Origin of the sequence: Antarcticimicrobium luteum, assembly GCF_004358185.1 — a bacterium.
GTDB classification, from domain to species: domain Bacteria; phylum Pseudomonadota; class Alphaproteobacteria; order Rhodobacterales; family Rhodobacteraceae; genus Antarcticimicrobium; species Antarcticimicrobium luteum.
Map to the genome: position 1 here is coordinate 77,865 of NZ_SMUV01000071.1, position 22,882 is coordinate 100,746.

The 22,882-nt window shown below is 65.8% G+C and carries 27 protein-coding genes; 14 read left to right on the forward strand and 13 right to left on the reverse strand.

The features are described 5' to 3' along the window. Positions 1-31 precede the first annotated feature (31 nt). Genes E1832_RS16115 through E1832_RS16125 form a run of 3 tightly spaced genes read right to left on the reverse strand, consistent with a single transcriptional unit; the run spans position 32 to position 2,591 of the window. Entirely contained in the window at positions 32-526 is a 495-nt protein-coding gene (locus E1832_RS16115; RefSeq protein WP_165978913.1) for a flavin reductase family protein, read from the reverse strand. A gap of 7 nt (positions 527-533) precedes the next feature. Continuing rightward, the gene (locus tag E1832_RS16120) at positions 534-1,766 is read right to left on the reverse strand and encodes a styrene monooxygenase/indole monooxygenase family protein (protein ID WP_133360803.1); all 1,233 of its coding nucleotides are present in this window, start codon (positions 1,764-1,766) and stop codon (positions 534-536) included. 48 nt (positions 1,767-1,814) lie between these two features. After that, complete coding sequence (locus E1832_RS16125) at positions 1,815-2,591, reverse strand: SDR family oxidoreductase (protein WP_133360804.1); 777 nt, start codon at positions 2,589-2,591, stop codon at positions 1,815-1,817. A gap of 169 nt (positions 2,592-2,760) precedes the next feature. On the opposite strand from E1832_RS16125, the gene E1832_RS16130 reads away from it, so the two are divergent. Next, positions 2,761-3,768 carry an AraC family transcriptional regulator gene (locus E1832_RS16130; RefSeq protein WP_133360805.1) on the forward strand — a complete coding sequence of 336 codons (1,008 nt, stop codon included), beginning with the start codon at positions 2,761-2,763 and terminating at the stop codon, positions 3,766-3,768. 86 nt (positions 3,769-3,854) lie between these two features. Here the strand turns inward: E1832_RS16130 and E1832_RS16135 are convergent, their stop codons facing one another. The 4 genes from E1832_RS16135 to E1832_RS16150 all read right to left on the reverse strand — a co-directional run bounded on the left by E1832_RS16135 (position 3,855) and on the right by E1832_RS16150 (position 7,603). Beyond that, positions 3,855-4,577 carry an FkbM family methyltransferase gene (locus tag E1832_RS16135; RefSeq protein WP_133360806.1) on the reverse strand — a complete coding sequence of 241 codons (723 nt, stop codon included), beginning with the start codon at positions 4,575-4,577 and terminating at the stop codon, positions 3,855-3,857. Between the two features lie 141 nt (positions 4,578-4,718). Beyond that, the gene (locus tag E1832_RS16140; protein ID WP_133360807.1) at positions 4,719-5,033 is read right to left on the reverse strand and encodes a 2Fe-2S iron-sulfur cluster-binding protein; all 315 of its coding nucleotides are present in this window, start codon (positions 5,031-5,033) and stop codon (positions 4,719-4,721) included. A 10-nt stretch (positions 5,034-5,043) separates the two neighbouring features. Then, positions 5,044-6,333, reverse strand: coding sequence for a type I glutamate--ammonia ligase (locus E1832_RS16145; RefSeq protein WP_133360808.1), 1,290 nt, complete (start codon positions 6,331-6,333; stop codon positions 5,044-5,046). A gap of 10 nt (positions 6,334-6,343) precedes the next feature. Next, positions 6,344-7,603 carry a cytochrome P450 gene (locus tag E1832_RS16150; RefSeq protein WP_133360809.1) on the reverse strand — a complete coding sequence of 420 codons (1,260 nt, stop codon included), beginning with the start codon at positions 7,601-7,603 and terminating at the stop codon, positions 6,344-6,346. A 98-nt stretch (positions 7,604-7,701) separates the two neighbouring features. Between E1832_RS16150 and E1832_RS16155 the strand changes: the two genes are divergently transcribed. After that, positions 7,702-8,397, forward strand: a complete 696-nt coding sequence (locus tag E1832_RS16155) for a type 1 glutamine amidotransferase (protein WP_245514014.1) — start codon at positions 7,702-7,704, stop codon at positions 8,395-8,397. 89 nt (positions 8,398-8,486) lie between these two features. On the opposite strand, the gene E1832_RS16160 is transcribed toward E1832_RS16155, so the two are convergent. After that, positions 8,487-9,137: a GntR family transcriptional regulator gene (locus E1832_RS16160; protein WP_133360811.1), complete on the reverse strand. Its 651-nt coding sequence runs from the start codon at positions 9,135-9,137 to the stop codon at positions 8,487-8,489. A 195-nt stretch (positions 9,138-9,332) separates the two neighbouring features. Here E1832_RS16160 and E1832_RS16165 point away from each other — a divergent pair, with 195 nt between their 5' ends. The 4 genes from E1832_RS16165 to E1832_RS16180 all read left to right on the forward strand — a co-directional run bounded on the left by E1832_RS16165 (position 9,333) and on the right by E1832_RS16180 (position 11,370). Beyond that, entirely contained in the window at positions 9,333-10,163 is an 831-nt protein-coding gene (locus tag E1832_RS16165; RefSeq protein WP_133360812.1) for a cyclase family protein, read from the forward strand. 1 nt (position 10,164) lies between these two features. Further along, positions 10,165-10,560 (forward strand): carboxymuconolactone decarboxylase family protein, encoded by a 396-nt coding sequence (locus E1832_RS16170; RefSeq protein WP_133360813.1) that lies wholly within the window; start codon positions 10,165-10,167, stop codon positions 10,558-10,560. 173 nt (positions 10,561-10,733) lie between these two features. After that, positions 10,734-10,940, forward strand: coding sequence for a DUF1127 domain-containing protein (locus E1832_RS16175; protein WP_133360814.1), 207 nt, complete (start codon positions 10,734-10,736; stop codon positions 10,938-10,940). Between the two features lie 205 nt (positions 10,941-11,145). After that, positions 11,146-11,370, forward strand: coding sequence for a hypothetical protein (locus E1832_RS16180; RefSeq protein WP_133360815.1), 225 nt, complete (start codon positions 11,146-11,148; stop codon positions 11,368-11,370). A 66-nt stretch (positions 11,371-11,436) separates the two neighbouring features. On the opposite strand, the gene E1832_RS16185 is transcribed toward E1832_RS16180, so the two are convergent. Then, positions 11,437-13,032, reverse strand: coding sequence for an alpha/beta hydrolase (locus tag E1832_RS16185; RefSeq protein ID WP_133360816.1), 1,596 nt, complete (start codon positions 13,030-13,032; stop codon positions 11,437-11,439). Positions 13,033-13,350: 318 nt separating this feature from the next. On the opposite strand from E1832_RS16185, the gene pcaF reads away from it, so the two are divergent. The 8 genes from pcaF (at position 13,351) to E1832_RS16225 (ending at position 19,498) form a co-directional block, all read left to right on the forward strand. Then, complete coding sequence (gene pcaF / locus E1832_RS16190; protein WP_133360817.1) at positions 13,351-14,553, forward strand: 3-oxoadipyl-CoA thiolase; 1,203 nt, start codon at positions 13,351-13,353, stop codon at positions 14,551-14,553. Positions 14,554-14,572: 19 nt separating this feature from the next. Beyond that, complete coding sequence (gene paaA, locus E1832_RS16195) at positions 14,573-15,565, forward strand: 1,2-phenylacetyl-CoA epoxidase subunit PaaA (protein WP_133360818.1); 993 nt, start codon at positions 14,573-14,575, stop codon at positions 15,563-15,565. Positions 15,566-15,662: 97 nt separating this feature from the next. Next, complete coding sequence (gene paaB, locus E1832_RS16200; RefSeq protein ID WP_093027842.1) at positions 15,663-15,947, forward strand: 1,2-phenylacetyl-CoA epoxidase subunit PaaB; 285 nt, start codon at positions 15,663-15,665, stop codon at positions 15,945-15,947. Next, the gene (gene paaC / locus E1832_RS16205; protein ID WP_133360819.1) at positions 15,947-16,708 is read left to right on the forward strand and encodes a 1,2-phenylacetyl-CoA epoxidase subunit PaaC; all 762 of its coding nucleotides are present in this window, start codon (positions 15,947-15,949) and stop codon (positions 16,706-16,708) included. Before paaB ends, paaC begins: the two co-directional genes overlap by 1 nt. Positions 16,709-16,713: 5 nt before the next feature. After that, positions 16,714-17,175 carry a 1,2-phenylacetyl-CoA epoxidase subunit PaaD gene (gene paaD, locus E1832_RS16210; RefSeq protein WP_133360820.1) on the forward strand — a complete coding sequence of 154 codons (462 nt, stop codon included), beginning with the start codon at positions 16,714-16,716 and terminating at the stop codon, positions 17,173-17,175. Positions 17,176-17,185: 10 nt separating this feature from the next. Beyond that, positions 17,186-18,259, forward strand: coding sequence for a 2Fe-2S iron-sulfur cluster-binding protein (locus tag E1832_RS16215; RefSeq protein WP_133360821.1), 1,074 nt, complete (start codon positions 17,186-17,188; stop codon positions 18,257-18,259). 12 nt (positions 18,260-18,271) lie between these two features. Continuing rightward, positions 18,272-19,030: a Phenylacetic acid catabolic protein gene (locus E1832_RS16220; RefSeq protein WP_133360822.1), complete on the forward strand. Its 759-nt coding sequence runs from the start codon at positions 18,272-18,274 to the stop codon at positions 19,028-19,030. 144 nt (positions 19,031-19,174) lie between these two features. Then, positions 19,175-19,498, forward strand: coding sequence for a hypothetical protein (locus tag E1832_RS16225; protein WP_133360823.1), 324 nt, complete (start codon positions 19,175-19,177; stop codon positions 19,496-19,498). 183 nt (positions 19,499-19,681) lie between these two features. On the opposite strand, the gene E1832_RS16230 is transcribed toward E1832_RS16225, so the two are convergent. From E1832_RS16230 to paaG, 4 genes are read right to left on the reverse strand one after another with little or no spacing between them, the layout of a single operon-like run. After that, complete coding sequence (locus tag E1832_RS16230) at positions 19,682-20,278, reverse strand: TetR/AcrR family transcriptional regulator (RefSeq protein ID WP_133360824.1); 597 nt, start codon at positions 20,276-20,278, stop codon at positions 19,682-19,684. Between the two features lie 3 nt (positions 20,279-20,281). Beyond that, a complete protein-coding gene (paaK, locus tag E1832_RS16235; protein WP_133360825.1) occupies positions 20,282-21,592 on the reverse strand; it encodes a phenylacetate--CoA ligase PaaK in 1,311 nt (436 codons plus the stop codon). Positions 21,593-21,610: 18 nt separating this feature from the next. Further along, positions 21,611-22,036: a hydroxyphenylacetyl-CoA thioesterase PaaI gene (gene paaI, locus E1832_RS16240; protein ID WP_133360826.1), complete on the reverse strand. Its 426-nt coding sequence runs from the start codon at positions 22,034-22,036 to the stop codon at positions 21,611-21,613. Between the two features lie 2 nt (positions 22,037-22,038). Continuing rightward, the gene (gene paaG, locus E1832_RS16245; protein ID WP_133360827.1) at positions 22,039-22,824 is read right to left on the reverse strand and encodes a 2-(1,2-epoxy-1,2-dihydrophenyl)acetyl-CoA isomerase PaaG; all 786 of its coding nucleotides are present in this window, start codon (positions 22,822-22,824) and stop codon (positions 22,039-22,041) included. Positions 22,825-22,882: the final 58 nt, after the last annotated feature.

A 22,882-nucleotide genomic window follows, 5' to 3' on the forward strand; every position in this document is an offset into this window, starting at 1 on the left:
CGTCGTCTGGAAACTGCGGTCGGGTGCAGTCCTATTCCGCCTCCCGCGCCAGCGCGCGGAAGGCGGACTGCTCGTAAAGCAGCGGCTCGCCCTCGCCGAAGCGCACCGAGCGGATCTGACCGATATAGACCACATGGCTGCCCGCCTCGGTCCGCTCGGTCACGTCCAGCGACAGGCTCATCAGCGCATCGGCCAGATAGGGCAGCCCCTTGTCGTCGCTGCGCCAGTCGCCCTGTGCGAACTTGTCCTCGCCGGTCACCCCGCCCGCGCCGGCAAAGCGCAACGCCAGATCCTCCGCCTCCTGCCCCAGCAGGTTGACGTTGAAATGCCCTGTCTCTCCGACCGCGACGCAGGTGCCGGTCGCCTTGTTCAGGCAGACCAGCAGGCTGGGCGGATCGGCGGTAACCGAACAGACCGCCGTGGCGGTGATGCCGCGCCGGTCCTCTCCGTCGCGGGTGGTGACCAGCGTCACCACCCCGGGAAACCGGCGCATCGCGTCGCGAAAGACGTCAGCTGAGATCCCCATCCCCATCTCAGGCCGCCCTGAGGTCCTGAAGATAGGCCGCCGCCGCGTCGGGATCGGCGAACCAGGGGAAGAAATCGCGCGGATCGTCGAAGCCGTTGGCCATGCGGTGCGCCAGACGCGGCTCGGCGCAGGCGGTGCCCATGATCTCCAGCACAAACTCGGGCGGCGGCATCAGCATCATGTTGGTCCATTGCACCACCCATTGGGCATAGTCCCAATAGGCGTCGAAGGTGCCCTGCATCCAGGCCGCGTCGAACGCCTGATCCTCGCGCCCGAGGATGCGCTCGAGATAGATCGCCGCCGCCTTGGAGGCGTTGTTGGAGCCCTGCCCGGTGATCGGATCGTTGAGGCAGACCGTATCGCCCAGCCCCAGCACCTGCCGCCCGGAGGGCAGCGTGGCGATGGGCTTGCGCACCGTCGGCGGGAAGCGGCCGGCAAGGATGCCGTTGTCGTCGGTCAGCGCGATGTCGCGGCAGCGCGCGGCCTCCCACGGCAGGAAGGTGTCGAGGATCTGTTTCGACTGCGCCAGATGCTGTTCGGGCGATTTCACGTCGCCCCAGCAATCCATCGGGCCGCCGGGCACCCCCTCGAACACCATGATCTCGCACGGGCCGGTGGTGGTGAGCGCGGGGAAAACGAAATATTCGCCGACGCCCGGGATCAGGTTGAAGCAGACCGCCGAATGTTCGGCGCGCGGCGTCATGCCGGTGACATAGGTCAGCGCCAACGCGCGCTGCGGCTTGTCATAGGGGGATTTACTGGCGTCCCGCTCGAACAGGCGGCCAATCTCGCCCTTGCCCGAGGCGACGATCACCAGATCGTCCTCGGCGGCGTATTGCTCCATCTCGTCGATACCGGCATCGGCGATCACCAGCTCACCGCCCAGCTTTTCGAACTCGGCCAGCCAGCGCGGGATTTTCACCCGCTGGTCCACCGAATAGGCGTTGCGCTCCAGCCGTCCGGTCCAGTCGATCGCCTTTTCGCCCGGCAATTCGGGATGCGGCACCATGAAGTTGATGCCCTCGACCGGCGGACAGCTGTCGGACCAGAAGTCCAGTCCCAGATCGCGCTCGTGCTGGACCGAGGCGCCGAACATGCACTGGCTGGACAGCACCTTGCCCTTTTCGATCTCGTCCGCGGTCCGGTTCTGCACAACGCGAACCTTGTGGCCCGCTTTCAGCAGGCCAAGGCCCAGTTGCAGGCCGGACTGGCCGCCACCGATGATTGTGAATTTGCGCATTTCCTTAAGTCTCCCGTGTTGGTGTTTTGTTGGGTCTGTTGTCCCGGTTCATTCCATCAGCAGCGGAATTGCCGGGCTGGCCTGTTCCGGACCCATGGCGGTGTAACCGCCATCGACGCGGATATCGGTGCCAGTGATGAATCCGGCCTCGTCCGAGCAGAGGAACAGAACCGCGTTCGCCACCTCCTCGGGATCGCCGACGCGGCCCAGCAGGTGAAAGGGCGCGGCGACCTTGTCGGTCTTTTCGCGGTTGCCGCCGGTCAGCTCGTCCATGATGTTCGACCAGGTCCAACCGGGCGAGACGGCGTTGACACGGATGCCCTCGGGCGCCAGATCCATCGCCTGGTTGCGGGTCAGCTGAAGGATCGCCGCCTTGGACACCGGATAAAGCCAGCGCCCGGTCTGCGCCACCCGCGACGAGATCGAGCCGAAGTTGACGATCGCGCCCCTGTTCGCGGCAAGCTCCGCGCGCGCGGCCTGCATCAGCATGACCGAACCGACGAGGTTCACGTCCAGCGCTTCGAGCCATTCCGCGCGGCTGGAGTCGATGCCGTTGTCGAGATAGGTGCAGGCGACATTGACCAGAAAGTCGATCCGTCCGAACCGGTCCTTGGTCTCCTTCACCAGCGCGGCGACCTGGGCGTCGTCGCGGATGTCGGTCTCGCAAAAGGCGACGCCGTCGCGTTCCAGCGCGCGGCCCGCGTCCGCGTTGATATCGGCCACCATGACCTGTGTGCCGGCGTCGCGAAACGCCTTGACCACCGACGCGCCGATCTTGGTCGCGCCGCCGGGGACGATGGCAACCTTGCCGTCCAATCCTCGCATGCTGAGTCTCCCTGTTTTGTTTTAGGCTTGAAATAAATCTGCCCGTTCGCCTCGCTTCCGGCTATCCGCTCGGCGCAGCCCCTATCCGGAAAACGAATCTTTTTGACGCCGCGACGTTTTGCCTGCTAGCATCCCGCAATTCTCCTGCCGGGGATGCTTGGGGAGTAAGATGGGCACATTGGCGAACCCGGTGCCGCTTGCGGCGCATCAGTTGTTTCGCAGCCACGATCTGGACGAAACCCGCGACCGGGTGGCGCAGGTGTTCTGCCCCCATCGTCTGGAGACCCTGGGGCGTGCCCCGGTGGACGCCCGGCACAACCACATCCGCGGCGAGCGGTTGTCGCTCAACTACATGGAATATGGCGCCCAGACCCGGATCGAACCGGGCGAACTGGGCAGTTTCTATCTGATTCAGATCCCGCTGAGCGGCGGGGCGCAGATCGCCAACGGGGCCGACCGCTATGCCTCGGACCCCACCGCGGCGGCGGTTCTGAACCCGCACAAACCCACCGCGATGACCTGGGCGGGCGGCACCCGGCAAGTGCTGGTGCAGATCGACCGCATCGCGCTGCAACGGCTGCTGTCCGATCTGCTGGGCGCGCAGATGGACCGACCGCTGAAGTTCAACGGTCCGCTCGACCTATGCCAAGGGCCGGGCATGGCGCTGCGGCAATTCGTGCTGCATCTGGTGCAGGAAATCGACGCCGGACGGTCGAGTTTCGGACAGGCGGGGCTGATGAACCGCCAGATCGAAAGCACCCTGATGACCGGGCTGATCGAGGCGCTGGACAATAACTATTCCGGGTTCCTGGGCCGCCCGGCGGGATCGGCCGCGCCATACAAGCTGCGGCGCGCCGAAGAGTTTATCGAGGCCCGGCTCGACCAGCCGCTGACGGTCGAGGAAATCGCCCGCGCCGCCGGCACCAGCGCGCGCAGTCTGCAGATGGCGTTCCGGCAGTTTCGCGGCACGACGCCGCTGAGTTTCTTGCGCGATCGGCGGCTGGACAGGGTGCATCAGGCGCTGATGGCGGCACGGCCCGGAGCGACGGTGACCGACATCGCCTCGGAGTGGGGGTTCACCCATCTGGGCCGGTTTTCGCAATGCTATCACGCGCGGTTCGGGCAGACGCCCCGCGAGACGCTGCGCGCCGCGCTTGGCGGCGGGCGTTGTCACTGAGGCAAAGGGCATCTTCGTAATACCCTGAAGCCGGCCTGACCGGCTTGCTCCATTGGGTGAGCGAAGTCTGTATCCAACGAGGGGCCTCAGCCCTCCGCGTCCGCCTTGCCTGTCTCGGCGCGTTCGCAGGTCCAGACCGTGCGGGTCGATTTCTCGGCGATCCGCTCAAAGCCCGCCGCGCGCAGGATGTTCTTGCACTCGCGCATACCGCCGATGCCATAGGCCTGGGGGTGGAATTCCAATACCATCGCACGAAAGCCGGTCAGGTCCGCATGGCGCAGGATCTCCTGCTCTCCACCCTCTATATCCATCACCAGAACCGTGGGCTTCAACTCGGCGCAGACACCGGAAAAGCTCTCGGTCGGGACCTCGACCTTGCGGCTTTCCCGTCCGGCCGGCTCGATCAGGGACGAGCCGAGGTAACTGCTGTGCAGATGAAAGGTCATGGATTCGGGCCGGTCCGGCGCGCTGACCAGCACCGCGTTGCGGACCGAGATGCGCCCGCCCAGGTCATTGGCGGAATAAAGCGCCTCGATCGCCGGGATCAACTCGGGGTTGGCCTCGAACGAGAGCACCTCGCGCGGTTTGGCATTGGCCGCGATCACCGCGCCGACCAGCCCGATTCCGGCGCCGATCTCCAGCACCACGTCATCGGGGCGCACCACATGCAGCGCGCCGGCCATCTCCAGCCCCTCGTATTGCGCAGCGTTGATCCGCTCGATCCGCTTGTCATGTAAAAAGGGCGAGGCGGGCACTTTGACGCCGAGGCATTCGGCGGCGATTTCAGGCGAATTTGTCTGCTCGGTCATGGCGCGCCCATTTTCTGCGTTGAGGGGCATCCTGTTGTCCCCGCCGGGGGAAAGCAAGCGGGCGCGCCCTGCCGCCCCAGCAAAGGTGCCGGGGCGAGTCCGCTTTGCATCACCTGCCGGTTTCATCGCCCCCGGGGGGCGTCAGACCGCCGGAACGATCAGAACCAGCCCGTCCAGGGCCTCCGATGTCTCGATCTGGCAACTCAGCCGGCTGGCGTCCGTCCGCTCCCCCGCCACCATATCAAGCATCACGTCCTCGGTTTCGCCGGGCCCGCCAACCTTGTCGCGCCAACCTTCATCCACATAGACATGACAGGTCGCGCAGCTCAGGCAGCCGCCGCATTCACCAATCACCCCCGGGACGTCATTGGCGACGGCGGCCTCCATCAGGGTCAGACCGTTTGCGACCTCGGCGCTGATCTCGCCGCCTTCGGGTAGTTTCCATGTGACGTTCATCAGCGGCCCCTCAGATGAAATAGACGTAGAAATCGCGCAGCGCCTCACCCTCGAGGTCGCGGGTCTTCTGCACCTCCTTGCGCTTCATGAAGACGTGGTTGGCGACCAGCTCCGCCCCCACCGCCTCGGCGAGAGTGGTGTCCTGTTCCAGATCGTTCATCGCGCCCTTCAGGTCGGTCGCGGTGCCCTCTTTCGCGTCCGTCTTCTCGAACCCGTCGCCGGTCTCGATAGGGGGCAGGTCATAGTCGTTCTCGACCCCCAGCCGCGCCGCGTGCAGGACCGCCGCCACGGCGGTGTAGGGGTTGGCGCTGGCGTCCGCCGTGCGATGCTCCAGCCGCGCCTTGGCCCCGCCCTCGGACGAGATCCGCGTGGTGACGTTGCGGTGATCGCCGCCCCAGTTGCGCCAGAACCCGGAGAGCGAGCCGGGTTGCAGCCGCATGTAGGAATTGGCGGTGGGCGCGATCAGCCCCGCCAGCCCCTTGTGATGATGGAGCAGCCCGGCCAGGCATCCCCGCGCCAGATCGTTCATGTGGTCCGGCCCCCCCTTGGGCCCGGAGGAGAGCGCATTGCCCCCTGTCTCGTCCACGAAGGAGAAGTTGATGTGCATGCCCGACCCGCCGGCCCCGGCGATCGGCTTGGGCATGAAGGTCAGGATAATGCCGTATTCCAGCGCGATCTCGCGCGCCATCAGGCGGAACAGCACGATGTCGTCCACCGCCTTGACCGCGTTGTCGAAGGTCAGCGTGTATTCGAACTGCGGCGTGTCGTATTCCGCCGTGATCATGTCGAGGGAAAAGCCCAGATCCTCGGCCATCTCCCAGATCCGGTCGTTGAACCGCAACGGATCGGCAAAGGGGCCGGTGCCATAGACCACCCCGCCGGGCGCGTCATAGGGTTCCAGCCGCCCGTTCTCGTCGGCCTGAAGCGCGAAGGCCTCCAGCTCGATCCCGACCTTGGGCGTCAGACCGCGCGCCTCCCAGGCCGCGACCGCGCGTTTCAGCGCGCCGCGCGGACACAGGCTCAGCGGTTCGCCCGCATCGTCGTAGAGATCGCCCAGCACGATCTGGGTGTGCGGATCCCAGCCCTGACGGATGTCGTCATGGCGCCATTTCAGCTCCATGTCGGGCAGGCCCTGATAGGTCATCGCGCCCGGCGCGTTCAGCAGGTCGCGGTCGTAATGCACCCCGAAGGTCGAACGGCAGAACCGCGTGCTGTCGTCGCCGATCTTGTGGTTGGGCAGCATCTTGCCGCGCATGATGCTCAGGTGATCGCAATAAAGCGCGCGCAGGCGGTCTTTCATCGGGCTCTCCTCAGGCCAGGGTCACGGTGACGGGCAGTTGCTTGATGCCGCCGACAAAATTGGACCGCAAAAACTTGTGCGGGCCCGCAGGTTCGATGGATTTCAGCCGCTTGGCAAGCTCCTGGAACAGCACCCGCACCTCCAGCCGCGCCAGCCACATGCCCAGGCAGACATGCGGCCCGCCCTGACCGAAGCTCATGTGACGGTTGGGCGTGCGATGGAGGTTCACCCGGAACGGATCGTCGAACACCGTCTCGTCCCGGTTGGCCGATGAGAACCAGTAGAGCACCTTGTCGCCCGCCCGGATCGTCTTGCCGTGCATCTGGTAATCGGTAAGCGCGGTGCGCCGGAAATAGAGCGCCGGCGTGGCCCAGCGGATGATCTCGTCCGGCGCCGTCTCCCAAACATCGCCGCCCTCGCGCATCTGGCCCAGCAACTCGGGCTGATGGCACAGCGCCTGGATACCGGCGGCGATGGAATAGCGGGTGGTATCGTTGCCGGCGGCCACCAGCAGGCAGAAGAAATTGCGAAACTCCGTCTCGGAAATGACCGATCCGTCCTTGGCCGGCTGGCGGATCAGGTTCAACACGCCTTCGGTATCTCCGGCCGCCTCCTTGGCCGCCATCAGATCTTTGGCATAGGCATAAAGCTCGGCCCCGGCGGGAGAGTTGAACGGCATCATGCGGAACTCGTCCGTCTCCATCCTGTCGAGGACGTGGGTGGTGAAATCGGGGTCGGTGTTGGCGATCAGCGCGTCGCCCTTCTCCACCAGCCAGGGCAGATCCGCCTCGGGCAGGCCCAGCACCCGGCCCAGCATCCGCATCGGCAGTTGCCGCGCGATTTCTTTCGTGGCGTCGAAGCTGCCTTTTTCCAGCGCGGCATCCAGAATGTCGCAGCAGAGCGCGCGGATTTCCTCCTCGTACTGCGCCATCACCGTGCGCGAAAACGCCCGCATCAGCAGCATCCGGGTCTGGGTGTGCTCCGGCGGGTCGGTCTCCTGAAAGGTGCGGCGGGCCAGATACTCCTCATAGCTCTGATCCTCCATCCGGATGCCGCGCGCCGAGGAGAACACGGCGGTGTTCTTGTTCATCTCGGCGATATCGGCCTGGCGGGTCACCGACCAGAAATCCTGCCCGTCCTTGTATTCGGTCCAGTGCAGCGGATCCTCGCGCCTGAGCCGGGCAAAGGTATTGTGCGGCGCGCCGCGCTCGAATGTGTCGTGGCTGGTCAGATCGGCATAGCCGTCGTCCGTCGGCGTCCAGAGAGTCATGAGGGCTTTCCCGCAGCAATTAACATGTGTATATTAAAAGAGCCTATAAATATGTAAACATAAAACTCGCGAGCGATCTCATGCACCTGGCCATCCTGATGACGAATACGGATGAAAGCGCATTTTCTCAGCGCCACCCGAAGGACGGCCAGAAGTTCACCGACCTGATCCACCTTGTCCGCCCCGACTGGACGCTCGAGGTGTTCGCGGTGAAGGACGGCGTGTTCCCCGACAACCTGATGCGTTTCGACGGTGCGATCATCACCGGCAGCCCGGCCTCGGTCCGCTCCGGCGCGGAATGGACGGAACGTCTGCTGGAGCTGATCCGGGCGATGCATGCGGCAGGCCTGCCGCTGTTCGGCGCCTGTTTCGGCCATCAGGCCATCGCGCTGGCGCTGGGGGGCGAGATCGGCAACAACCCCGGCGGCTGGTTCCACGGGCTGATCCGCAACGAGACGCTGGCCCGCCCCGACTGGGCGCGCGACCTGCCCGATACCGTCAACCTCTACGGCAGCCACGTCGAACAGGTCACCGCCCTGCCCGAGGGTGCCATCCCGCTCAGCTGGTCCGAGGGATGCCCGGTCTCGGGCTTTGCCATCGACGCCACCGTCTACACCACCCAGCACCACCCGGAGATGACGCCCGGCTTCATCGCCGCCCTGACCGAGGAAATGGCCGGCGCTCTTGGCCCGGAACTGGCGGCAAAGGCCCGGGCCTCGCTGGCCGAACCGGCCGACAGAACCGTTTTCGCCGAAACCGTCGCTCGCTTCTTTGAGCAGGCCGCCCGGGACTGACCGCGGGCATCGCCGCCGGGCCCGCGCCCCTCTTCTTTGCTCAAATGCTCAAATCGGGCACCGGAGCGGGGATCGGCACCGGGCGCGTCTCAGCCCAGCGCCGCCAACAGGTCCATCACCGTCGCCTGATCGAACTCCATATGCGCGATCATCGCCGCCTCGGCCGCCTCGCGGTCGTGCGCCGCAATCAGATCGGCGATGTCGCGGTGGTCCCGGGCCGAGGCGGCGATTTCACCGGGATAGCGATATTGCGCCCGATAATAGGCCATCAACTTGCGCGCGTTGGTCTTGATCATCTCGACTAGAAACGGGTTGCCCGAGGCCAGCGCCACCGCCTCGTGGAACCGCAGGTTGAGCTGATAGTAACCGTCGGGATCGCCATCGCCCTTGTCGCGCGCATGAACCTCGCAGGCCAGAACGACCTTTTCCAGCGCCCGGGCCTGCGCCGCCGACATCCGCCGCGCGGCCAGCCCGGCTGCCTGCCCCTCCAACCGGATGTGAACTTCGAGGATGCCCAGAAACTCCTCCAGCGTCGGCTTGAACACAACCGCGCCCTTGCGCGGCAGACGCTTGATCAGACCGGCGGTCTCAAGCTGGATGAACGCCTCGCGCACCGGCGTGCGCGACACCCCGTGCGCCGCCATCAGCGGCGCCTCCTCCAGCACGTCGCCGGGGTTCAGCCGGCCGGTGTCAATGTCGTCCAGCACCGCGTTGAGGACCTGTTCCGTCTGTCCGGCCATGGCTGCGCCCCTCTCAGTTCGGGGCAGGTTAAAGCGCCCCGCGCCCAGGCGCAATTCGCCAGCGCGCGCCCGCCGCCACAACCCGAAGACATTGCAGACGCATGAGAAATCGCGTGCTATGCTCGCCCCCGGGCCGGACTCCGAACGATCCGGCCATGCCAGAAAAAAAGACCCAACAGCGAATGGAGACTGAAGATGTGCGATCTTTGCGTGATCAACGCGGTCAAGGACAGGATGCTGTCGCGCCGCGGCTTTTTGTCCGGCGGCGCCGCCAGCGTGGTCGGTGCCGCCGCCGCGGCCACCCTTGCCAGCGGCACGACCACCCCGGCGATGGCGGCCGGGCACGGCGGTGTGGTCGATATGACCCATGCCTATGACGATGCCTTTCCCACCTATTTCGGGCAGCCGGGCTTTTCCGCGGAACAGGCCTTCAATTTCAAGGAACACGGGTTCAACCTGTTCAACCTCGCCATCAACGAGCACACCGGCACCCATGTCGACGCCCCGCTGCATTTCTCGGCCGACGGCCAGGCGGTGAACGAGATCCCGGTCAGCAACCTTGTCTGCCCGCTGGCGGTGATCGACATCGCCGCGCGGGCCGCCGAGGACGCCGATGCCCAGGTCACGCCCGAGGACATCACCGCCTGGATCGCCGCCAACGGCCCGATCCCCGACGGCGCCTGCGTGGCGATGCATTCGGGCTGGGCGCCCAAGAGCGGCGAGGCCGGGTTCCGCAACGCCGACGGCGAGGGCAAGATGCATTTCCCCGGCTTTCACGTCGAGGCGGCAAAGATGCTGATCGAAGAGACCGGTGCGGTGGCGATCGGCGTCGACACCCTGTCGCTGGACTTCGGCCCGTCCGGCGATTTCGCCACCCATTACGCCTGGCTGCCGACCAACCGATACGGAATCGAATGCCTGGCCAACCTCGACAAGGTTCCGGCCAGCGGCGCGACGCTGGTGGTGGGCGCGCCGACCCATCGCGGCGGCAGCGGCGGCCCGGCCCGCATCTTTGCGATGGTGTGACATGGGAACTGTCCGTCTTCTGACCGACGAGGAGGCCAGCGCCGAGGCGCTGGCCGTCTTCAACGAGATCCGCGCGGCGCGCGGCACCGATTACGTCAACAATTTCTGGCGCGCTCTGGCCCACGACCCGGCCCTGCTGCGCGCCACCTGGGACCGGCTGAAACCGGTGATGGCGCCCGGCGCGCTGGATCCGCTGGTCAAGGAGATGCTCTATGTCGCGGTCTCGATCATCAACAACTGCGATTACTGCATCCATTCCCACACCGCCGCGGCGCGGACCAAGGGGATGACACCCGAGATGTACGGCGAGCTTTTGGCGGTGGTCGGCATGGCCAGCCAGACCAACGCGCTGGCCAATGGCATGAAGGTGCCGGTGGACGACGTCTTCAAGGCCTGACATGGGCACGACAGGGGCCTGAGGCGGACCGGCCGGGACGCCCCGGGGGTCCGCCGCCGCGCGCCTTGCACCGGGCGCACAGCGGCTATGCGCCCGGATCTCTGGCCGATGCTGCAGGTGCAGCATATGTTTGCTGCGAACATAGAACAGCACGCATTCGCAGGATCTTTCAGATGGCCTATACCACCCTCGCCGCACCGGCCCCGCTGCCGCGCCTTGCCTTTCCCTTCAAAATTCTGTTCGGCGCTCTGGGCGACAGCCTGTCGCGCGCCCGACAGATCACCGCGTTGTCGGAACTGACCGACGACGAGTTGACCGCGCGCGGCCTGCGCCGTGGCGACATCGCGCGCTTTGTCGCGCATGACGATTATTGGCGCTGATCCGCACCCTGATGCCCCGCGATACGTGACCCCGCCCTTTCGGCGGGGTCTTTTCTTTTTCTGATGCAATTTAGGGCGTTACGGGAACGCTGCGTTGCAGCAATTGCAAGGCGGATATGTGGCGGCGCCCTCTAGTCATGTCAGCAATTATGACCAATTATGAGAGCAAGGGAGGCCAATGCGACAAACTCTATTGAGGAATCAAATGGCACATATTTCGACACAGCCCAGCGCCGGCTTTTCCATTCTCCGCCCCTTTGTGGCCTTCGGTCACGGGTTCATGGCCTGGATGGAACGCGTCGCGGTCGCAAATTCGCGGATCGACGAAATCCGCCGCCTGCAATCGCTGAGCGACGAGGACCTGGCCAAGCGCGGCATCGATCGCGATCACATCGTGTATTACGTCTTCGCCGACCGCATCGGCATCTGAGTCCGGCCACCGCCAAAGGACCTAATGCCAGAACCGGGGCGGTCGCCGCCCCGGTCTGCCCGCGCCTCAGGGCGCCATAGGCCGCAAGAACACCCGGGCAAGCCCGGCGCGCCGACCGGGATCCGGGACCATGGCGCGCAACAGCTCCAGCGCCCGATCATGCGTCCGCGCATCCTCTTGCCGCAACCGGGCCAGCACGCCGAGCAGCGCCGGATCCGAACAGATCGCCTCCGCAGGCCGCCAGACCGGCGGGTCGCCCGCCCCGCCCGGCTCCGGGCGCAGGCCACAGCGCCGTTCCGGCGCGGCATCTCTCCACAACAGCATCGCCATATCCGCCAGCACGGCGGGCGCGGTCAGCATGTCGCCCTCCAGCATGGAAAGATCGATGCTGTCCGCCGCCGGATCGACCAGGGTCGCCTCGCCGCCCCAGCCAGCGCGCAGGGCGGGACCATAGAGCCTGCGCGGCACCGCCATCTGAGCATCGGTTTGCGAGGCGTAGAGCGTGATCCGCTGCACCAGCGGCCGCAGTACCGGCAGCAGCCCGCGGAACCGGTCGGCATCCACGTCCGGCACGGCGAGGATCAGCTGTCCGAACGGCGGCGCGCCGTCCGGCCCGGCCGCTTCGCCGCGCGCGGCGATCAGTTCGAGCGCGTCGGTCAGCACCTGCGCGCCCATGCCTCCGGCCAGAAGATGCGGCGGGCGGGCGCCAGGACGCGCCGCCAGCGCCGCGAGCATCCGCGCCAGTATCCGGGCGCTGGCACCGGCGGCGGCGCTGTCGCCCATGTAGTCGAGCGTCGAGCCCGAGGCCGGCCAGGAAAACAGAACCGGTCGCTCCACCCCGCCCAGCGCCTGCGCCATCAGCGCCGCCCGGCGCGCCGCCTGCTCGAACCGGGTGGCGGCGCCTGGCACATAGACCAGCGTGCCCTGCCCCGACGCGGCGTCCAGCCGGGCGGTCCAGTCCGCCTGTGCCATCGGCTGCACCGCACGCAATTTGGAATAATCCTGCGGCATCTGCCGGACCGGGCGGGACACGGTGGCAACGCCCCAGTCAGGCGCGCCGCGCCCGTCCCCATAGTAAAGCGGCGCGTCGATCTCTCCGCTGATCCCGCGATCTGTCGCGTAATAGACCGATATGGTTTGGAAATTCTCCGCAGCCAGAGGCGCGGCCAGCGCCGGGGCGGCGACGCCCAGCACCTCGGACAGTCTGGCAATTTCATCTGCCGTCCGGGTCAGGTCCTGCGGCGCGGCGCCAGAGCTGCGCTGTTCGGCATACATCGCCAGAAGGCTGTCGCGCGCCGCCCTGTCCTGCCCGGTGTCGTTCAGCAGAGCCGCCGCCTCGGCATAGACCGGCAGCGGGTCGAACCCCAGATAGTCGCGGCTCGACACGGCAAGATCGGCAAGTCTGGCGATGGCCTGGGCGGCCTGGTCCACCTGCCCGCCTTCGATCAGCAGCCCGGCCGCCATGCGATAAAGATCATAGATCGGGCGCGGATCGGGGCCTGGATCGCTGGTCAGTTCGGCGATCCTGTTCAGCGCCGCGTCGGGATCGACCTCGGCCAGATAGGGGAGCGTGGCAAAGCTGTCCGCGACCTGAGCGCGGGGCGCGGACGCGGCGGTGCCAAACGCGAGGGCGAGCAGCAGGACGGGGGCGAGACGGGGCATATCGGTGTTCCTTCCCTGCGAAGGCCTGCCCCATTCATCCCACCGCGGCGGCGAAACCGCCAGCCCGAATTGGGGAGTCTCGGGCCGGTTTTGTACGGTCGCGCCGGTCGGCACAGACGCGGGATTTGCACTTGCCCCGGCGTGCCGGAGTCCGCAGAACTGGGCAGGACGGATCGGAGGAGGTCGGAGCGGTCGCGTTACGCGAAATCTCAAAAAACGGATTTTTCGTTACATTTCCCTTGCCCCGAATCATCTCCGGTCGTAATCACCGACCAATCGGTCGCCTATTGACAACCGAAAGACTGGAGAACCGAACCTATGGACGCCTTCATCTGCGACGCCCAACGCACCCCGATCGGACGCTATGGCGGGGCGCTGTCCCAGGTCCGCACCGACGACCTTGCCGCGATCCCGATCGCCGCGCTGATGGAGCGGAACCCGCAGGTCGACTGGGCCAGCCTCGATGACGTGATTTATGGCGATGCCAATCAGGCCGGCGAGGACAACCGCAACGTCGCGCGCATGGCCGCCCTGCTGGCCGGTCTGCCGGTGGAGGTGCCGGGCACCACGGTGAACCGTCTTTGCGCCAGCGGCATGGACGCCGTCGGCATGGCCGCCCGCGCCATCCGCGCCGGCGACTATGACATGGCGATTGCCGGCGGGGTCGAGAGCATGAGCCGCGCCCCCTTCGTGATGCCCAAGGCGACCACGGCGTTCAGCCGCGCCAATGCGGTCTATGACACCACAATCGGCTGGCGTTTCGTCAACCCGAAGATGAAGGCGCAATACGGTGTCGATTCGATGCCGCAGACCGCCGACAACGTGGCCGCCGATTACAATATCAACCGCGCCGATCAGGACGCCTTCGCCGCCCGCAGCCAGGCCCGCTGGGCCGCCGCGCATGACGCCGGTGTCTTTGCTGAGGAGATCACCCCGGTCAGCATCCCGCAACGCAAGGGCGATCCGCTTGTCGTCGATACCGACGAGCATCCGCGCCCGGGCACCGGGCCGGAACAGCTCGCCAAGCTGCGCGGCGTCAACGGCCCCGATCTGAGCGTGACCGCCGGCAACGCCTCGGGCGTCAATGACGGCGCCGCGGCGCTGCTGCTGGCCAATGAGGCCACGGCGGCCAGGAACGGGATGACCCCGATCGCCCGCGTGGTGGCGATGGCCGCCGCCGGCGTCCAGCCCCGCGTGATGGGCATCGGGCCGGTTCCCGCCAGCCGCAAGGTGCTGGCGCGCGCCGGACTCACCATCGGGCAGATGGATGTGATAGAGTTGAACGAGGCCTTTGCCAGCCAGGGCCTTGCCACCCTGCGCGAGCTGGGCGTGGCCGATGATGCGGCGCATGTGAACCCCAACGGCGGCGCCATCGCCATCGGCCACCCGCTGGGCATGTCGGGCGCGCGGCTGGTGATGACGGCGGCCTATCAGTTGAAACGCACCGGCGGGCGCTATGCGCTCTGCACCATGTGCGTCGGAGTTGGACAGGGCGCCGCCCTGATCCTTGAACGCGTGTAACCCCGGGAGGAGACCTGAGATGTATGCACAGATGATCAAGACCGCCGGAACCGGCGTCAAATCCCCCGAGGAGATGACCGAGGAGGAACGCAAGTTCCAGGCGCGCGTCGATGCGAACGAAAAGATCGAGCCCAAGGACTGGATGCCCGACGATTACCGCGCCACGCTGATCCGGCAGATCGGCCAGCACGCGCATTCGGAAATCGTCGGCCAGCTGCCCGAGGGCAACTGGATCACCCGCGCGCCGACGCTGGAGCGCAAGGCGATCCTGCTGGCCAAGGTGCAGGACGAGGCGGGCCATGGCCTGTATCTCTACTGCGCCGCCGAAACGCTGGGCGTCAGCCGCGATGAGCTGACCGAGGATCTGCTTTCGGGCAAGATGAAATACAGCTCGATCTTCAACTATCCGACGCTGACCTGGGCCGATATCGGCGCGGTGGGCTGGCTGGTCGACGGCGCCGCGATCATGAATCAGGTGCCGCTGCAGCGGACCTCGTTCGGGCCCTATTCCCGCGCGATGATCCGCATCTGCAAGGAAGAGTCGTTCCACCAGCGCCAGGGCTATGACATCATGATGAAGATGGCCCGGGGCACCGAGGCGCAGAAGCGGATGGCCCAGGATGCGATCAACCGGCTGTGGTATCCGTCGCTGATGATGTTCGGCCCCTCGGACAAGGAGTCGGTGCACAGCGGGCAGTCGATGGCCTGGCGGATCAAGATCAACACCAACGACGAGCTGCGGCAGAAATTCGTCGATCAGACCGTGCCGCAGGCAGAGTATCTGGGCCTGACCATTCCCGACGAGAACCTGAAGTGGAACGAGGAGCGCGGGCATTACGATTTCTCCGAGCCCGACTGGAAGGAATTCTTTGACGTGCTCAAGGGCAACGGCCCGTGCAACACCGACCGGCTGACCGCGCGCCAAGAGGCGTGGAGCGACGGCAAATGGGTGCGCGACGCCATGCTCGCCCATGCCCGCAAGAAAGCCGCCGCAAAGGTCGCGGCAGAGTAAGTGAGTAAGTGACCGGATCGGCGGGCAGTCCGGCCCGCCGGCCCCAGACCCAGTTCCCGGCGCGGCGCAGAGCCGGCCGGTGCCAGGAGGAGACCCCATGAAAAACGAATGGCCCCTTTGGGAAGTATTCATCCGCGGCCAGCACGGCATGTCGCACCGCCACGTCGGCAGCCTGCACGCGCCCGATGCCGAGATGGCGATCAAGAACGCCCGCGACGTCTATACCCGCCGCAACGAGGGCGTGAGCATCTGGGTGGTCGAGGCGCGCCACATCGCCGCCTCCTCGCCCAGCGACAAGGGCCCGCTGTATGAGCCGAGCGAATCCAAGGTCTATCGCCACCCGACCTTTTTCGACATCCCCGACGAAGTGGGGGCGATGTAATGACCCGGGACGAGGCTCTGTTTGAATTCTGCCTGCGGATGGGGGACAGCACCCTGGTGCTGGGCCACCGGGTCAGCGAGTGGTGCGGCCACGCGCCGGTGCTGGAAGAGGATATCGCGCTGGCCAATACCGCGCTGGACCTGATCGGTCAGACCCAGCTCTGGCTGGGGCTTGCGGGCGAGGTCGAGGGCAAGGGCCGCGACGCGGACCAGCTGGCCTTTCTTCGCGACGCTTGGGATTTCCGCAACCTGCTGCTGACCGAGGTGCCGAACGGCGATTTCGGCCGCACACTGATGCGCCAATTCCTGTTCGACGCCTGGCATTCGGTCTATCTGGCCCGGCTGCTGAAAAGCAGCGACAAGCGCATCGCCGACATTGCCGAGAAGGCCAGCAAGGAAGTGGCCTATCACCTGGAACGCTCGGCCGACACGGTGGTGGCGCTGGGCGACGGCACCGAGGAAAGCCATCAGCGGATGGAGGCGGCGCTGGCCTACCTGTGGCCTTATGTGGGCGAGATGTTCGCCGGCGATGCGGTCGACGCGGCGATGGCCGAGGCCGGGATCGCCCCCGATCCGGCCGGTCTGCGTGAGGAATACGATGCGCTGGTTGGCCGGGTGCTGGCCGAGGCGACGCTGGAGATGCCCGAGAGCCGTTTTGCCCACAAGGGCGGGCGCAACGGGGCGATGCATACCGAACATCTGGGCCACATCCTGACCCAGATGCAGTGGCTGCAGCGGGCCTATCCCGGCGCCAGCTGGTAAGAACGATGACACATCCAAGCGTCGATCAGGTCTGGGACTGGCTGTCCGCCGTCCCGGACCCCGAGATCCCTGTGATCTCGCTTACCGATCTGGGCATCATCCGCGATGTGGCCTGGCAAGGCGACACGCTGGTCGTGACGGTCACGCCGACCTATTCGGGCTGCCCCGCCACCTCGATCATCAATCTCGATATCGAGACCGCGCTGCGCGGCCACGGCATCGAACAGATCGAGCTGAAGCGCCAGCTGTCGCCGGCCTGGACCACCGACTGGCTGTCGGAACAGGGCCGCGCAAAGCTGGAGGAGTACGGCATCGCGCCGCCCCAGCCCGCCGGTGGCCCGGACCAATGCCCGCATTGCGGGTCCGAGAACGTCGAGAAGGTCAGCCAGTTCGGCTCGACCCCCTGCAAGGCCACCTGGCGCTGCAAGGACTGTCTCGAACCCTTCGATTATTTCAAGTGCATCTGAGGAGAAGCAGATGGCGCGTTTCCACGATCTGACCGTGACCGATATCCACAAGACCATCCGCGACGCGGTGGTGGTCACGCTGAAACCGCAGCAGGGCGACGAGGCCGCCTTTGATTTCATCCAAGGCCAATACCTGACCTTCCGCCACGAATTCGACGGCGAGGAGCTGCGGCGCAGCTACTCGATCTGCGCCGGCAAGGACGACGGTCTCTTGCAGGTGGGGATCAAGCGGGTGGATGGCGGCGCCTTCTCGACCTGGGCCAACGAAGATCTGAAGGTCGGCGACCGGGTCGAGGCGATGGCGCCGATGGGCACCTTTCACACTCCGATCGACCCGAACGCCGAGCGGAGCTATCTTGGGTTTGCCGGTGGCTCGGGCATCACCCCGGTGCTGTCGATCCTCAAGACCACCCTGTCGCGCGAGCCGAAATCCTCGTTCACGCTGGTCTATGCCAACAAGGGCGTGAACACGATCATGTTCCGCGAAGAACTGGAGGATCTCAAGAACCTCTACATGGGCCGGCTGAACATCATCCACATCCTCGAGACCGACGCGCAGGACATCGACCTGTTCACCGGCCTGGTGACGCAGGAGAAATGCGGCGAGCTGTTCCAGCACTGGATCGACATCGAAAACGTCGACACGGCGTTTATCTGCGGGCCCGAGCCGATGATGCTGGGCATCGCCGCGGCGCTGCGCGCGCATGGGTTGACCGACGCCCAGATCAAGTTCGAGCTTTTCGCCAGCGCCCAGCCGGGGCGGCTGAAGCGCAAGGCGGTCAGCAAGGACGCCGCCAGCGGCGCCAATCAGACCAAGGCATCGATCACGCTGGACGGAGCGACCCAGACCATCACCATGGGCAAGGACACCTCGATCCTCGACGCCGCGCTGGAGAATGCGATGGACGCGCCCTATGCCTGCAAGGCGGGGGTCTGCTCGACCTGCCGCTGCCGGGTGATCGAGGGCGAGGTCGAGATGGTCGCCAACCACGCGCTGGAGGACTACGAGGTCGAGAAGGGCTATGTGCTGTCGTGCCAGTCCTATCCGCTGACCGATACCGTCACGGTCGATTACGACCAGTAAGGGAGGCTGACCATGGCCGAAGACATGAGCATTGCGAGTTACCTCGCACAGGGCGGGGTTCTGACCAACCCGGCCAACGTGCCGCCACGCTATCGCGCCGAGCTGATGAAGCTGATGGCGACCTTTGTCGACAGCGAACTGGCCGGCGCGGCGGGCTTCGCCGACATCATCAACGAGGGCCCCGGCATCAAGGAGCGGATCGCGGCCGCCAAGATCGTGCTGGAAAAGACCGACAACGCCGACCGGGTGCTGCGCATCATGGGCGATTTCGGCGCCGATACCGACCGCTATGCCAATCACCACCCCTGGGCGGCAAGGCTGGAGCGCGGCGCCGATATCGGCACCTCGCGCACCGAGCGGGACATGCGGCTCGCCGTGTTCAACTACCCGCTGGAGGGTTGGGCCGACGCGGTGGTGATGAACCTGCTGATGGGCCGCGCGGTGGCGGTGCAGATGGCCGAGTTCTCGTTGGTCTCCTACCAGCCGCTGGCCGAGGCCTTCCGCGCCATCGCGCCGATCGAGGCGCGCCATGCCGAACTGGCCGAGGAGGGCGTGATCAAGCTGATGCAGCGTGGCGAAACCGCCCTGCAGGACAGCGTCGCCTATTGGTGGCCGCGGGTGGCGGCGAGCTTCGGCTCCACCACCTCGACCAAGGCGGAGAGCCTGAAGGCGATGGGGCTGCGGCGGGCGAGCAATGCCGAGCTGAAGGCGCGTTGGGAGGCTGAGGCCGGCGCCGTTCTGACCCGGCTGGGGTTGGCGATTCCGGCGTAAGAGGCCGGTCACATCTTGAGTATGGAGCAGCCCGGCCCTTGTGCCGGGTTGTTTCGTTTTGTGTGTGAATAAGTGGGGTAGCTTCAGAACAGGCGCGGTCCTGATGACGCTTGACGCCGAGGCGGAATGTCCTTCCCTTACCCTATGATCATTAAAGCCATTCTTGAAACCGCGTACGAAGGCGAAGCCAGTGGTGCGCTGTGGATCGTCGACACGCCGGCGAACCGGATCTGGTTCGAGCAGAACAGGCCGAAGCTCGCGGAAAACAGCGCCCTGTTCTCTTCAGAGCGATACACCTCCCGGCAAGACGCCCTGCGCCACATGATCTGGGGCATTCAGGATCACTTCCCGGACTGGCAGGAGATCTGGGTGATCGGAGGCGAGCCGGCCCTCGCGGATATTGATGAGCTGAGGCAATCAGGCCGTTGGGCGGTGACCAATCGGGACGTGATCCTGCACCACCTCTGAAAGAGGGCAGCGCCCGACCGCGGGTGGGCGCTTCGTCGCTGTGGAAGCGTCACTTTATGGTCGCCAAGACATCGAGCGTGAATTCTGAGCGCAGGCAGTGAGGTAGCGCCCGCCCATAGGGGCGGTCGGGCGCTGCCCGGCGGCGCTGCGCGCCTCGATTCCGGGCACGATGGCGCTCCCGCCTCAGATCCCGCGCACCCCTTTCAGCGTCAGGTCACAGACCAGATCCGCGTAATCGTCGCGCTCCTGCGCCTCGGCGTCGGAGTTCCACATGAAGTACCAGTTCAGCATGCCGTAGACCGACATGGTGACGCCACGCAGCTTGTCGGGCTCGGCCTCGAACACCTCGGGCGCCGCGTCATGCAGGCAGCTGCCCATGAGTTTGACCATATCGCGCTGATAGGCACGCATCTGGTCCTGCTGCTCCTCCGGCAGGGCCGAAAGCGCACTGATCTGAACCTGGTGTTCGTGATCGGCGCCCTTGTAGGCACGCAGGATCTCGCGGATCACCCGGCGCAGCCGGTCCTCGGGGCTCAGCCCCTCGGTATTCACGGCAAAGATGCGATCCCTGAGATCGGACAGATAGCTGTCCAGGATGTCGTAGAGGATCGCATCCTTGCTGTCGTAGTAGTGATAGATATTCGCCTTGGAGATCCCGCACTCGCCCGCGAGCTTGGTCATCGACGCGCGGTCGAACCCCTCCTCGGCGAACACCTTGGCCGCCGATTTGAGGATCTGGGCGCGTTTGTGATCGTGGTCTTTGGCGATGGTGCGGGCCAAGGGTCACTCCTTCGGGCGGTTGTCGATGACGCGGACGGCCTTGCCCTGGCTGCGGACGACCTCGCCGGGATCCTTGACGTCGATCTCGGTGGAGACGCCGACCACGTCCTTGATCCGTTTGTAGAGCATCCGTGCGGCAGCGGTCTTGGACGCCTCGTCGGTGGAATCGGCGGCGCATTCCACGAACACGCGCATCGCATCCATGCGGCCCGAGCGATAAAGCTCGATCTGGAAATGGTTCGTCAACCCGCCGGTGGCGACCACCTGTTCCTCGATCTGGGTCGGGAACACGTTGACGCCGCGCAGGATGATCATGTCGTCGCTGCGCCCGGTGATCTTTTCCATCCGCCGCATCGACCGGGCGGTGCCCGGCAGCAGACGCGTCAGGTCGCGGGTGCGATAACGGATCATCGGCAGCCCCTCTTTCGTGAGGGTGGTGAAGACAAGCTCGCCCATCTCGCCATCGGCCACCGGCTCGCCGGTCTCGGGGTTGATGATCTCGGGATAGAAGTGGTCCTCCCAGATCACCGGGCCGTCCTTGGTCTCGACGCATTCGTTGGCCACGCCCGGCCCCATGATTTCGCTGAGGCCGTAGATGTCGACCGCGTGCATGTCAAAGGCCTGCTCGACCTCCTTGCGCATGGCGTCGGTCCACGGCTCGGCCCCGAACACGCCGACCGAGAGCGAACAGGCGCGCGGATCAAGCCCGGCCTTGTGGAACTGCTCGAGGATGTTGAGCATGTAGGACGGCGTGACCATGATTCCGTCGGGTTTGAAATCGTCGATCAGGGTCACTTGCTTTTCGGTCTGCCCGCCGCTCATCGGCACCACGGTGGCGCCCAGCCGCTCGATCCCGTAGTGGGCGCCGAGACCGCCGGTGAACAGGCCATAGCCATAGGCGTTGTGCACGATGTCGCCCGCCCGCAGACCCGAGGCGCGCAAGGAGCGCGCGACCAGATCGGCCCAGTTGTCGATGTCCGTCCTGGTGTAGCCCACAACGGTCGGCTTGCCGGTGGTGCCGGAGGAGGCATGCAGCCGCATGATCTGCTCGCGCGGCACCGCGAACAGGCCGAACGGATAATTGTCGCGCAGGTCGTTCTTGTAGGTGAACGGGAATTTCGCCAGATCCGACAGTGACTTGAGGTCGTCGGGATGCACACCGGCGGCGTCGAACCGCTGCTTGTACATCGGCACGTTGTCATAGGCGTGGCGCAGCGACCATTTCAGACGGTCGAGTTGCAGCGCCTCGATCTCGTCGCGCGAGGCGATCTCGATCGGGTCCAGGTCGGCTTTGTTCGGGGTCAGGTCCTTCATGGCGTCCTCCTCACCAGGTCATTCGTCGAAAAGATGGCCCTTGATCGCGCGGGACATGCCCCGGAATTCCGCGATTCTCTGGCCATCCTGATTGGTCACGGTCACATCGTAGATGCCGCTGCGCCCGGTCAGGCTGACCTCGCGCGCATGGGCCGTCAGCCGGTCGCCCTGCTTGCCCGGCGCAAGAAAGTTTATCAGATTGTGCTGCGCCACGGTGGATTGGTTGCGGCTGTTGCAGGCAAAGGCAAAGGCGCTGTCGGCCAGCATGAAGATCACGCCGCCATGGCAGATCGCGTGGCCGTTGCAGTGGTGCGCCTCGACCGTCAGGTCCAGCGTCGCGGTGCCCTCGTCAATATGGGTGATTTCCATGCCCGCCCATTTCGAGGCGTTGTCATTGGCCCACATGGCGTCGGCGGATTTCTTCGCACGCTCTGTCGGGGTCATGCTCATTTCCCCCTGAACACGGGCGCGCGTTTTTCGAGAAAGCTGGCGACCCCCTCGGCATAATCCGCGCTCTCGCCGCAGGTCTTCATCGCGTCGGCCTCCAGCTCCAGATGGTCGGCCAGCGTATCAACCGCCGCCGCCTGGATCGACTGTTTGGTCAGGCCCAGGCCCAGCGTCGGGCCGCCTGCAAGCTTTTCGGCCAGCGCGCGGGCCTCGTCCATCAGCTGATCGTCCGGCAGCGCCTTCCAGATCAGGCCCCAGTCCTCCGCCCTTTTCGCGGTGAGCGGCTCGGCGGTAAAGGCCAGGCCCTTGGCACGCGCCTCGCCCAGCAGGCGCGGCAGGTGCCAGCTTCCGCCGGTGTCGGGGATCAGGCCGACCTTGGAGAAGGATTGGATGAACTTGGCGCTCTCACCGGCCAGAACCATGTCGCAGGCCAGCGCGAGATTGGCCCCCGCCCCCGCCGCCACGCCGTTGACCGCGCAGATGACGGGGAAGTTCAGCGAGCGGATCAGGTTGACCAGCGGCGCGTAAAAGGTGCGCACCGTATGGCCCAGATCGGGCGGCCCGTCCATCTTGCGCGGATCGCGGTCGCCCAGATCCTGCCCGGCGCAAAAGCCGCGCCCGGCGCCGGTGATCAGCAGCGCCCGCGCGCCGTTGTCACGCGCCGATTCGATGGCGGCGCGCAGGGCATGGTGCATCTCTTCGGTAAAACTGTTCAGCCGCTCCGGCCGGTTCAGAGTGATCTCGACCCAGGTGCCGTGATCGGTGGTCAGAATGGTGTCCGACATGTCGCCCTTGCCCCTCCTTGGCGTGTCATGCGCTGACGGTGGGGGCTGCCGCCCGAGG